This window comes from Pseudovibrio sp. W64 (genome assembly GCF_001623145.1).
GTDB lineage: Bacteria > Pseudomonadota > Alphaproteobacteria > Rhizobiales > Stappiaceae > Pseudovibrio.
The window spans coordinates 386376-398460 of sequence record NZ_LMCI01000018.1; the positions used below are offsets into that span (position 1 = coordinate 386376).

Genomic DNA, 12085 nt, shown 5'->3' on the forward strand with positions numbered 1-12085 from the left:
TGATTTACAATGTTAGAGCGGAATAATCAGCACCCAGCCAAAGTTTTGGTGGTGCTGCATCAGGAAACATCAAACCCCGGTCGCGTCGGGCAGCAATTGGTCAAACGTGGGTTCGAGTTGGATATTCGCCGCCCTCGTTTTGGCGACCAACTGCCGGACACACTTGCTGACCACGCGGGCTCTGTCATTTTTGGCGGTCCAATGAGCGCCAATGACACCGATGACTTCGTGAAGCAAGAGATCGACTGGATCAGTGTTCCGCTCAAAGAAAACAAACCCTTCCTGGGCATCTGTCTTGGTGCGCAAATGCTCTCCAAAAACCTTGGTGGCCAAGTCACAGGCCATGATGATGGATTGGTTGAGATCGGCTATTATCCGCTGGAATCAACTCAGTCCGGTACAGACCTCATGGAATGGCCACAGCAGGTCTATCAATGGCACCGGGAAGGTTTCTCTCTTCCCACAGGTGCCGAACTTCTGGCTTCAAGCCCGACCTACAAAAATCAGGCTATCCGCGTGGGCGATAATGCATTCGGCATCCAGTTTCACCCGGAACTCACATACGCCATGATGAGCCGCTGGACCACTCGCGCTGCAAGCCGACTGGTGTTGCCCGGAGCCAAAAAGCGCGGTGAGCACTTCCGCGAGCGCTTTGTGTACGACCCGGCAGTTCTACATTGGTTGGAAAACTTCATGGACAACTGGATCGGTTACGCATCCGAACCCGCCAGTCACTGGTCATCTTATTCAGCTAAATAGCAAAAAGGCCCGGTCATTGCCGGGCCTTTTCATATAGGTTTGCACTTTAGTTATTCAGCTGCAACAGCCTCTGCGCCAGACATCTTTTCTCCCGGCTGCAGGATTGGCGAACCAACTGGCAGCACATCACGACCACAAACATCTTTGTAGATGATGTGCGCCATCACATACCATGCGCAGAAAGAACACAGGATCAACACGTAACCGGCAATCACATTAAAGACCGCTGGACCGAAGTGCCCCAGAACCAGCAGGATGAAACCGAGCAGCAGGCTGCCGAAGATGGAAGCTTCTGCAGTGTGAATGTGCAGCGCGCCGTAGAACATAATGCCGGTATAGATGGTGAATGGCAGCAAGAAGAAGCCGATGTCAGAATGGGAAGATGTATAAAAGCCCAGTTTGTTGCCAACAAGAATGCCTGCAAACGCCAGCCAGAATGCACCGTAAATGGTGAAAGCGCTGTAACCGAAGTTATTGCCAGTCTTTCCTGTCTGGAAACCAGCGACCAACTGCGCAAGACCACCAACAAAAACGCCAAGCCAGAGCACTGGGCCCATGTTTTCCAAAAGACCAATGTTCACCATTTGCAGAACAAAAGTCGTCATACCAAATCCAGCAAGGCCGATAACTGCTGGGTTTCCTGTTTTAGTTTGCACGGTTGCACCCTCAATAAAAAACCCAACTCTGGCCTGGTAGGAAGGCAGTTCCTAAAGATCAGAAATTGGGAAACACATTGTTGAATTAGTTGGAGCGCTGAGTACAGAAGGACACAGACAGGAACAACCGCACTACTACGGAACGTAGCAATACCTAACGTCATGCATCGCAGTCGAAAACACATAACATTCTGATAACTATATATATTTTCGTCACTAAAACAAAAAAACCAGCAATGCATAGTGCTCATGCACCAAACGCATTGCTGGTTAATCCAGACTAGCAAATACCTTCAGGACTTATCCCTTAAAGGTAACAATCAGATCTTTCGCATCAAGCTGATCACCCGGAGCCACACAGACTTCGTTGATCTCACCATCACGCTCTGCATGAACAGATGTTTCCATCTTCATTGCCTCAATGGAGACAAGCAGATCGCCAGCTTTCACAGCCTGACCAGCTTTCACAGCTAGTGTGGAGATAACACCCGGTACTGGCGCACCAACCTGAAGCTCATTGTCGTCATCAACTTTACGACGCGCAGGTGTGTTTGCAGCACTGTGAGTGCGGTCGATAATACGGATGTTCCGAGGCTGACCGTTCAGTTCAAAGAACACACGCTTTTCACCATGCTCATCAGTTTCACCAATCGCAAGACAAGAGATAACCATTGTCTTACCCGGCTCCAGCTCAGCCATAATCTCATCACCAACCTTCAAACCATAGAAGTAGGTTGGCGTTGGAAGAACGCTGGTCGGGCCATACTTGTCCTGAGCCTTGGCAAACTCAGTGTAAACCTTCGGATACATGAGCATAGAGGACAGTTCTTGCTCAGAACCTTTACGACCCAGAACACCTGTCAGCTCATTACGCTTGGCATCCATGTCCTCAGCTTCAAGCAAAGACCCAGGACGAACCGTAATCGGCTCTTGCCCCTTCAAAACTTTCTTCTGCAGTTCAACAGGCCAGCCACCCGGAGGAATACCAAGGTCACCGTGCATCATGTTGACGACGGATTCCGGGAAGGAGACTTCCTTGTTCGGATCAATAACATCTTCCGGTGTAATGCCCTGAGACACCATCATCACCGCCATGTCACCAACAACTTTGGAACTTGGCGTCACCTTCACGATGTCACCAAACATCATGTTCACGTCCGCATAAGCCTTCGCCACTTCGTGCCAACGCATCTCAAGACCAAGCGAACGCGCCTGTTCTTTCAGGTTGGTGAACTGGCCACCAGGCATCTCATGCAGATAAACCTCAGAAGCCCCAAAGCGCAGATCGCTCTCAAACGCACGGTACTGTGTACGAACAGCTTCCCAGTAGAAGGAAATCTGCTGGATACGATCTGTGTCCAGACCGCTATCGCGAGAAGTTCCTTTCAGAGCTTCAACAACGGAACCCATACATGGCTGAGAGGTCAGACCTGATAGGGAATCCATCGCCAAATCAACAATGTCAGCACCGCTCTCAACGGCTGCCAGAACAGTAGAGGCCGCAATACCGGAAGTGTCATGAGTGTGGAAGTGGATCGGAATATCGATCTCATCTTTCAGCGCCTTGATCAGAACCTTCGCAGCCTGCGGCTTCAACACACCGCCCATATCCTTAATACCAAGAATATGCGCACCTGCAGTTTCAAGCTCTTTCGCCAGATTGACGTAGTACTTCAGATCATACTTCGGACGCGCGCTGTTCAAAATGTCGCCAGTGTAGCAAAGCGCTGCTTCACACAGCTTGCCTTGCTCCTGAACAGCATCCAGGGACACACGCATGTTCTCAACCCAGTTGAGGCAGTCAAACACACGGAACACATCAACACCAGATTCAGCAGCCTGACGCACGAAGTGCTGAACAACGTTATCTGGATAGTTCGCGTAACCCACACCGTTGGAACCACGAAGCAACATCTGCATCAGCAGGTTAGGCGCTTTTTCGCGTACGAGACGCAGACGCTCCCAAGGATCTTCAGTCAGGAAGCGCATGGACACATCAAAGGTCGCGCCGCCCCAGCATTCCAAGGAGAATAGCTCAGGCAAACCTTGCGCATAGCTATCGGCAACCTGCGCCAAATCGTAGGTGCGCATGCGTGTCGCAAGCAAAGATTGGTGCGCATCACGCATCGTCGTGTCGGTAACAAGCACTTGCGGCTGAGCTTTTACCCACTTGGCAAATTCTTTTGGACCAAGTTGTTCCAGCTTTTGGCGGGTCCCGTCCATTACTGGCAGCTTGAACTTCGGCGCCACAGGTGCCGGTGCATCAGCTGGTGGTTTCGGGCGTCCCTTTGTTTCAGGGTGGCCGTTTACAGTCACATCAGCAATGTAGTTCAGCAGCTTCGTCGCACGGTCAGCTGTTTTAATGTTCTCAAACAGCTCAGGCGTGTCGTCAATAAAGCGCGTTGTATAAGAGTTGTCCTGGAAGGACGCATGCCCAATGATCCGCTCAAGGAAAATCAGGTTGGTCGCAACGCCGCGAATACGGAATTCGCGCAGCGCACGATCCATACGCGCGCATACTTCCTCAGGCGTTGGTGCCCAAGCGGTCACTTTCTCAAGCAGAGGATCGTAGAAACGGGTGATCACCGCGCCGGCATAAGCCGTGCCACCATCAAGACGGATACCAAACCCGGTCGCACCGCGATAAGCGCTCAGGCGGCCATAATCCGGAATGAAGTTGTGCTCAGGATCTTCAGTCGTAATACGGCACTGAAGCGCATGACCATTCAACTCAATCGCGTTCTGCTCAGGAACACCGGTGACCGTTTTATCGCCAATACGACCACCTTCCGCAATGCGGATCTGCGCGCGAACCACATCAATGCCGGTGACTTCTTCAGTAACGGTATGCTCCACCTGAATACGCGGGTTCACTTCAATGAAGTAAACCTTGCCGGTATCCGCATCCATCAGGAACTCAACAGTACCCGCACCGCAGTAATCCACTTCGCGGCCAATCTTCAGGCCATACTCGCAAAGCTCACGGCGTTTTTCTTCATCAAGATATGGTGCAGGCGCACGCTCAACCACTTTCTGGTGACGGCGCTGAATAGAACAATCGCGCTCAAACAGATGTACAAGATTGCCATGCTGATCACCAAGGATCTGAACTTCAACGTGACGGGCGTGCTCAACAAGCTTCTCGAGGTAAACCTCATCCTTGCCGAACGCTGCTCTCGCTTCACGTTTCGCTTCAACAACTTCGCGAAGAAGCGTCTCTTCATCACGGATCACACGCATACCGCGGCCACCACCGCCCCATGATGCTTTCAGCATCACCGGATAGCCGATCTGCAAAGCAAGACGCTTCACTTCTTCCATGTCTTCAGGAAGCGGATCCGTCGCAGGCATGACAGGAACACCAGCTTTAATCGCCAGTTCACGCGCTGCTACTTTGTTACCCAGGCGGCGCATTGTATCTGGCGATGGGCCGATAAAGATAATGCCGTTCTCAGCGCATGCCTCAGCAAACTCTGGACTCTCGGAAAGGAAGCCATAACCCGGATGGATTGCATCAACGCGTTGCTCTTTCGCGACGCGGATAATCTCGTCGATAGACAAGTAGGCCTCAATTGGACCCAGGCCTTTACCCACCTGATAAGCTTCATCAGCCTTAAAACGGTGTAAAGCCAGCTTGTCTTCTTCAGCAAAGACAGCAACTGTCTGGAGACCAAGTTCGTTTGCAGCTCGAAAAACTCGAATTGCAATCTCTGAGCGGTTAGCAACCAATATTCGTTGAATAGCCAAAGTTAGGTCCCCCAGTCTCTATGTATTTTGGGGCTTTATAGTCGAGCAAATCCCTCTATGGAAAGATTAATTTATAGTCACATGAGCCATTACTATATTTACCGGGTCACAAAACATTAAGAAAACGGGGAAATTCTAAGGAATTTATCGTACAATTGAGAAAAACTAAACACGTAAAAATATATACACAAACACCGTAAATTTTGACTTCTCTAATATATCTCACGAAAAATTTTCTACTTTTACGACTAAAGGTGCAACTTTTATCCGATCGCTCATGTGCAAACAGCAGGATTCGCGATGCGAACCCTGCCGAGAGCATAGGTAGGTGTCATTTTGGCTTAACGAATTAAGCCCAGCCGGAAACCCTCGGCCACAGCATGCGTTCTGTTTGCAGCATGCAGTTTTCTGGCAGCGGAAGCCAGGTACCAATCTGCTGTATGCTGAGAGATACTCAGGATCTGACTAATCTCCCAACTTGTCTTCCCTGCAGCAGACCATTTCAGGCATTCAAGTTCACGAGGGGTAAGGCGATGGCGGGGCCGACTGGTATTAGCACCAATCAATTCGCGCACCTTATTGCTCGAGTAAATGCCAACGAGATGAAGAACACTGATTTCGCGCTCATTCAGACGTACTTCCGGCCCACCAAAGATCAACATGCCTTGATAGCCTTGAAGGCCATGCACTGGCACGCAGACGCCGTCGTACATTCCGTAATCGCGCGCTTCTGACAGAACTTGCTGTGCAGCGGCAGTAATATTGCGATCACGAGCAACGCTTGACCATAAGAATGGACGGCTTGCGGTGCGCGCCTTCGCAACAATCGGATCGTTTTGTACGTAATCACGGTCGAGATAACGTTGTTGCCATTCAGGGCGCCAACCACTCAACATAATTGACCCATCAAAAGATGCGCCAGCTTCGGGGATCGCAGCGAGACAGAAGCTTGTAAAGCCAAAAGACTGGCCAAGTTCAGCAATACGCTTAGAAACACCTTCGGATGTTTCTTCATTATTAATAGATTCAACAAATTCTAGTGCAGCAGTCAACGGATTCATTTTATACACCCCTACATATTATGCCTCCAACAACCTTACTCTACGCAATATCCACTCAATATAGAAGGTGTATCTATCACCCATCTTCTATTCGAGGCTCATTGTTTTCATATTGGGAAAGAAATCTATTCAATTTAACTTCTATACCAATAGAATTACGTCCATATATATTGACATTGTTAAATTGCACTATGTCTTTTTCGAAAAGCTCAGAAGGAAAAACTTTAAACTTAAAGATCGAATTAGTATTTCTTTGGAAAAAGCTATTGTTAGGAGCAGGTTAATAAAACGTTAACCTTAGATTGCACACCCACCAATACGGATGCGTATGTAATATAGGAAAAATATTCCAGCAATTAGCAAGGTATCGCAGTTAGATTCCGTGTTTCTTTTCATTCTGCATAGATGCAAAAAACTTAACGATACGGCTGAGGGGAAAGCGGGGATAACTCCTCCCCGATGAAACTCACTGGTTAAAACAGAAGTGGCAACAAGCCTCATCTAACACTTATCCGCGGCATGTCTGGGGGCAATAAGAATTGGCAAAATTTATGCTAATACAAGACATTTACTAATGAAATCGGCTAGTAACAACGGCGAATGTGTTACACATAACCCGCAAAACTTCAGGCTTCTTGTAACCATTTAACACGATGTAACCTACCCAAAACGGCATATACTGCACGTTATAGTCATGCATCTTATTCAGCGAAAGCAGCAGGCGGACAATAACGTATACGCAAAAAACCCTTTTATGCCGGTATGAAACTGAAACTTCATTCCAGCACTCATCATCAGCATTTTTCGTCTTTATTCATTCCAGAGCTTTACAGCGATTTTCTCTGCCATATAAATGCCACTTCATTGGGTGAGGCACCGCACGGGCATTTTCAGTATCCCAACCGAAGAATTGGGTACCGAGATACGTTTGGCCATAGACTACGGAATTGCACTTCTAGATGAACAAGAACACGCTGCACCGAACAACAAGATCACGGTCTGTCACTGCGATTTTGGGGCCAACGAACACTGGTAAGACGCATCTGGCTATCGAGCGGATGAGCGCATACTCGTCTGGCCTTATCGGATTACCACTCCGTCTGCTGGCCAGAGAAGTCTACGGGCGTCTTGTTGAGAAGAAGGGACCGGATCTTGTCGCGCTGATTACAGGCGAAGAAAAGATCATCCCGAAGAACCCACGCTTCTGGGTCTCTACTGTAGAGGCAATGCCAAAAGATCTCGACGTGGACTTCGTTGCCATTGATGAAGTGCAGCTGGCTGGCGATCTGGAACGTGGCCATGTCTTTACAGACCGCATCCTGCATTTGCGTGGCAGAGAGGAAACTCTGCTGCTTGGTTCCTCGACAATACGCCCCTTGCTCGAAAAGCTGATGCCGGGTCTGAATGTGATCACGCGACCGCGCATGTCCATTCTGACATACGCAGGATCTAAAAAGATCACGCGCCTCCCGCGTCGCTCTGCAATTGTCGCCTTCTCTTCCGATGAAGTCTACGCCATCGCAGAACTGATCCGCCGTCAGCGCGGCGGTGCAGCAGTTGTCCTCGGCTCCCTTTCTCCAAGAACGCGCAATGCACAGGTTGACCTGTTCCAGAACGGCGACGTTGACTGGCTCATTGCCACCGACGCTGTAGGTATGGGTCTGAACCTGGATGTAGACCACATCGCGTTTGCCGGACACCGCAAGTTTGATGGCTATCAGTACCGCCAGTTGACCCCGTCAGAGACCGGCCAGATCGCCGGACGAGCAGGTCGACACCTGCGAGATGGTACTTTTGGTGTAACGGGCCGGGTCCCCGGTTTTGACGACGAACTTGTCTATCAACTCGAATCTCACGAGTTTGAGCCCCTCAAAGTGCTGCAATGGCGCAACCCAAATCTCGATTTTTCCTCGATTCGCGCACTTTTGCGCAGTTTGGAGCATTCTCCGCGAGAAGAGGGCTTGACCAAAGCCCCTCCGGCGGAGGATATCGGTGTTCTCGAACTTGCTAATCGTGACAGGGACATTCTTTCCCTCGCGACGACGCAAGAAAGAGTTTCATTACTGTGGGATACCTGTCAGGTTCCAGACTATCGCAAGATAGCTCCGGCAAACCATGCAGATCTCGTAACAGGGATTTATTCCCATCTGATCCGGGATGGAGCCATTCCGGATGATTGGTTTAACAGTCAGATAAAACTGGCAGACAAAACCGATGGGGATATAGACACACTGGCGAACCGGATAGCACATATCCGTACGTGGACCTTTGTGGCAAACCGTGCCGACTGGCTGAACGACCCTGCTCATTGGCAGGAAGTGACGCGCGGCATAGAAGATCGATTATCAGATGCCCTTCACGAACGGCTTACACAGCGGTTTGTGGATCGGCGAACCAGCGTATTGATGCGACGTCTGAGAGAGAACAAAATGCTCGAAGCGGAGATCACCGCAACCGGAGATGTCCTTGTAGAAGGACAGCACATTGGCCAGCTTCACGGCTTCCGCTTTGCTCCGGATGCAACGGCAGAAGGACAGGAAGAAAAAGCTGTCCGTGCTGCGGCCCAAAAAGCACTAGCTAGCGAGATTGAAAACCGTGCAGAACGGTTATCCCGCGCGCCCAACGAAGAGTTCATCCTCTCCGCAGACGGCACATTAAGATGGCAGGGTGAATCTATCGCCCGCCTGATAGCTGGTGAACAGACCCTGCGCCCATCCCTGATCATTCTTGCTGATGAGCAGTTGACGGGACCTGCACGCGATATGGTGCAGGAGCGCCTTGATCTATGGATCAAGACACACATCGAAACACTTCTGAAGCCGCTTTTCGACCTGGAACAGGGCGAAGAGATCGAAGGCATCGCTCGTGGCGTGGCATACCGCCTGACCGAGAGCCTTGGCATCCTTGAGCGTCAGGAAATTTCTGATGACATCCGTCAGCTCGACCAGCAGATGCGCGGTTCACTCCGCAAGCTCGGTGTTCGCTTTGGCGCCTATCACATCTATGTCCCTGCTCTTCTGAAACCAGCACCAAGCCAGCTGCTCGCGCAGCTCTGGGCGCTGAAAGAAGGCAAAGGCGAGATCAAAGGCCTGACTGAACTTCCTCAGCTGTCCGCCTCTGGCCGTACGTCCGTTCCAGTAGATCCGGAGATCGAAGGCGCGCTGTATCGCGTCGTAGGCTTCCGCGTTTGTGGTCCACGTGCTGTACGCGTCGATATTCTGGAGCGCCTGGCAGACATCATTCGTCCGCTGGTAGCCTGGAAACCTCTGGAAGAAGGCATTGAGCCGCCAGAAGGTGCACTGACAGAAGGCGGCGCATTCACCGTTACTGTTTCCATGACCTCCCTGCTCGGTTGTGCAGGCGAAGACTTCACAAACATCCTGAAGTCTCTTGGTTACCGTCTGGAAACACGCGAAGAACAGCGCCCTGTCGCCAAGAAGCCTGAAGCTCCAGTTGAAGCACCTGAAGGTGCGGAAGCGGAACAGGTTGAAGGCGAAACTGCAGCACCGGTAGCAGAAGAACCTGCAACCGAAGAGACCCCAGCTGAACCAGTAGAAGAAGCAGCACCTGCTGAAGCTTCTGAAGAAGAAGCTGCCGAGCCAGAGTTGGAAACAGTTACTGTTGAAATCTGGCGCCCGGGTCGTTTCGGTGGACGTCGCAACAACAACGAACGTCAACGCAATACACGCAGTGGCAACGAACGTCGTGGCGGTCCTCGCAGCAACAATACTCAGCAGCGTCGCAATCCTGGTAAGCCTGGCGGTAAAGGCCGTGGCTTTAGCAAAGACCAGAACCGCGGCCAACAAGGCAAGCCTGCTCCACGTAAAGACAAGCCGTTGGATCCGGATTCTCCGTTTGCAGCACTGATGTCCTTGAAACAGAACTTGGAAAAGGGCGACAAATAGTCGCCCCTTCGGGCTAACTAATATGGCAATACCAGAAGCACAAGAGTCTCTTCGCATCGACAAATGGCTCTGGTATGCCCGCATTACAAAATCTCGGACACTGGCACAAAAACTGGCAGTGTCCGGGCATGTTAGATTGAACAAAGATAAGATTGCGGCCGCCAAAACAGCTGTAAAGCCCGGTGATGTACTGACCATCACAATGCCGCGACGCCTTTTGATCCTTAAGGTTTTAAAACTTGGCACCCGGCGCGGTCCGGCCCCTGAAGCACAGCTGCTTTATGAGGACATGTCTCCCCCTCCACCACCCAAGGAAACACAGGTCCAGGTTGCCAAGCGCGAGGCCGGTGCAGGTCGCCCAACTAAACGAGATCGACGCCAAATCGCCCGGATTCGGGGCTTCAACGAAATTGATCCTTTTTAGCGGCAACTTTACGCAAATTTTGCCCCAATATTGCAATCTCTTCGCCTATGACAGCGCTTGCACTACCCACTGAAAACCGGTAGCAAAGAGCACAAGTTTAAAGGACGAGAAAATCGTCAGGGCCACGAGAGCCCGTGCCGTTTGTCTTCAGACAAATTTGCAGCGCCAGAGACTAAGAGGATTGCGATGACATACGTCGTCACAGACAATTGCATCAAATGCAAATACACCGACTGTGTTGAAGTTTGCCCGGTCGATTGCTTTTACGAAGGCGAGAATATGCTCGTCATTCATCCAGACGAATGTATCGATTGCGGTGTGTGTGAACCGGAATGTCCAGCAGATGCAATTCTCCCAGATACTGAGCCTGGCTTGGAAAAGTGGGTTGAGCTTAATGCTGAGTACGCAGAAAAGTGGCCGAATCTGACTGTTAAGAAAGATCAGCTTCCAGAAGCTGCTGAGTTTGATGGTGTTGCAGAAAAACTCGAAAAGTATTTCTCTGATAAGCCGGGCACTGGTGATTAAGGTCCCAAAAGCTTAGAGCTACCAAATATTTATTATTTGCCAGACAGTATCCGCGGATGTCTTAATTCCTCTCTTGCTTGAGAGAGGTTGGAAATCCGTGGATAATGTGCTATACAGTTTTTTACAGTCATTTGGCAGTCTGGTTGCACCCTCCCCACTCGGAGGTTTTTTTATGGTCGCAGTTCAATTGAAGTGCGCACAATAATTTACTCCAGCATTCGCCGAAGTAGCCACAACATAGAATTCGACTGATCACATTTGAACGCGGAACCAATTGATGCGAGAAGTAGCTTTCCGCATACATTGGACTTTTCACGTTTTTCCAAAGAGAAAGATGCGGCGAACGCGCTGCATCTAGGTTGCTTGCGTCTCCCAGACAGCAAACAACCACTGCGCAGGAGAAGTATAGCGTATGGCCACACCCGCAAAAAAGACCGCGCAGCGTCAGGGGTTTAAAACAGGTGAGCACATCATTTATCCATCTCACGGCGTTGGATTGATTACTGCAATTGAAGAGCAGACCGTAGCTGGATACTCTCTTGAACTCCTCGTAATTGACTTCGAACAGGATAAGATGACGCTCCGTGTTCCAGTTGCAAAAATTGCTTCTGTAGGAATGCGTAAGCTGTCTGACGCATCTACCGTTAAGAAATCTCTTGAGACCATCGCAGGTAAACCTCGCGTGAAGCGTACCATGTGGAGTCGCCGCGCACAGGAATACGAAGCAAAGATCAACTCTGGCGATCTCATTTCTACCGCTGAAGTTGTTCGTGACCTTTATCGCTCTGATTCCCAGCCTGAACAGTCTTACTCCGAACGTCAGCTTTACGAAGCCGCATTAGACCGTATGGCACGTGAAATCGCAGCTGTTCAGAAACAGACTGACACAGAAGCAATCAGACAGATCGAAGGCGTTCTTTCCACGTCTCCAGGTCGTGCTGCCAAAGTTGCTCCAGCAACTGATGGTGAAGGCGGAGGTCAGGAAGAGGCAGCTTAATCAGCCTCTCC

8 protein-coding genes are annotated in these 12085 nt (G+C 50.4%); 5 read left to right on the plus strand and 3 right to left on the minus strand.

The annotated features are described in order from the left end of the window. The first annotated feature begins 9 nt into the window (after positions 1 to 9). On the plus strand, positions 10 to 759 hold the full coding sequence (locus tag PsW64_RS10545; RefSeq protein WP_063303551.1) for a glutamine amidotransferase: 750 nt from the start codon (positions 10 to 12) through the stop codon (positions 757 to 759). A gap of 50 nt (positions 760 to 809) precedes the next feature. Here PsW64_RS10545 and PsW64_RS10550 read toward each other — a convergent pair whose 3' ends face one another. The 3 genes from PsW64_RS10550 to PsW64_RS10560 all read right to left on the minus strand — a co-directional run bounded on the left by PsW64_RS10550 (position 810) and on the right by PsW64_RS10560 (position 6223). Further along, positions 810 to 1415 (minus strand): acetate uptake transporter, encoded by a 606-nt coding sequence (locus tag PsW64_RS10550; RefSeq protein ID WP_063290331.1) that lies wholly within the window; start codon positions 1413 to 1415, stop codon positions 810 to 812. Positions 1416 to 1715: 300 nt separating this feature from the next. Then, positions 1716 to 5162 (minus strand): pyruvate carboxylase, encoded by a 3447-nt coding sequence (gene pyc, locus PsW64_RS10555; protein ID WP_063303552.1) that lies wholly within the window; start codon positions 5160 to 5162, stop codon positions 1716 to 1718. A 341-nt stretch (positions 5163 to 5503) separates the two neighbouring features. Further along, positions 5504 to 6223, minus strand: coding sequence for a LuxR family transcriptional regulator (locus tag PsW64_RS10560; protein WP_057461895.1), 720 nt, complete (start codon positions 6221 to 6223; stop codon positions 5504 to 5506). Between the two features lie 959 nt (positions 6224 to 7182). Between PsW64_RS10560 and PsW64_RS10565 the strand changes: the two genes are divergently transcribed. The 4 genes from PsW64_RS10565 (at position 7183) to PsW64_RS10580 (ending at position 12074) form a co-directional block, all read left to right on the plus strand. Further along, positions 7183 to 10128: a helicase-related protein gene (locus tag PsW64_RS10565; protein ID WP_063303553.1), complete on the plus strand. Its 2946-nt coding sequence runs from the start codon at positions 7183 to 7185 to the stop codon at positions 10126 to 10128. A gap of 22 nt (positions 10129 to 10150) precedes the next feature. Continuing rightward, positions 10151 to 10552 (plus strand): RNA-binding S4 domain-containing protein, encoded by a 402-nt coding sequence (locus PsW64_RS10570; RefSeq protein ID WP_063290334.1) that lies wholly within the window; start codon positions 10151 to 10153, stop codon positions 10550 to 10552. 186 nt (positions 10553 to 10738) lie between these two features. Further along, entirely contained in the window at positions 10739 to 11077 is a 339-nt protein-coding gene (gene fdxA, locus PsW64_RS10575) for a ferredoxin FdxA (protein ID WP_057461898.1), read from the plus strand. A 412-nt stretch (positions 11078 to 11489) separates the two neighbouring features. Then, positions 11490 to 12074 (plus strand): CarD family transcriptional regulator, encoded by a 585-nt coding sequence (locus PsW64_RS10580; RefSeq protein WP_057461899.1) that lies wholly within the window; start codon positions 11490 to 11492, stop codon positions 12072 to 12074. Positions 12075 to 12085 lie beyond the last annotated feature (11 nt).

Bases quoted from the DNA above. Each gene is read 5' to 3' on its own strand.
- PsW64_RS10545 (WP_063303551.1), top strand. From the start codon at position 10: ATGTTAGAGCGGAATAATCAGCACCCAGCCAAAGTTTTGGTGGTGCTG.
- PsW64_RS10560 (WP_057461895.1), bottom strand. From the start codon at position 6,223: ATGAATCCGTTGACTGCTGCACTAGAATTTGTTGAATCTATTAATAAT.
- PsW64_RS10565 (WP_063303553.1), top strand. From the start codon at position 7,183: ATGAACAAGAACACGCTGCACCGAACAACAAGATCACGGTCTGTCACT.
- PsW64_RS10570 (WP_063290334.1), top strand. From the start codon at position 10,151: ATGGCAATACCAGAAGCACAAGAGTCTCTTCGCATCGACAAATGGCTC.
- fdxA (WP_057461898.1), top strand. From the start codon at position 10,739: ATGACATACGTCGTCACAGACAATTGCATCAAATGCAAATACACCGAC.
- PsW64_RS10580 (WP_057461899.1), top strand. From the start codon at position 11,490: ATGGCCACACCCGCAAAAAAGACCGCGCAGCGTCAGGGGTTTAAAACA.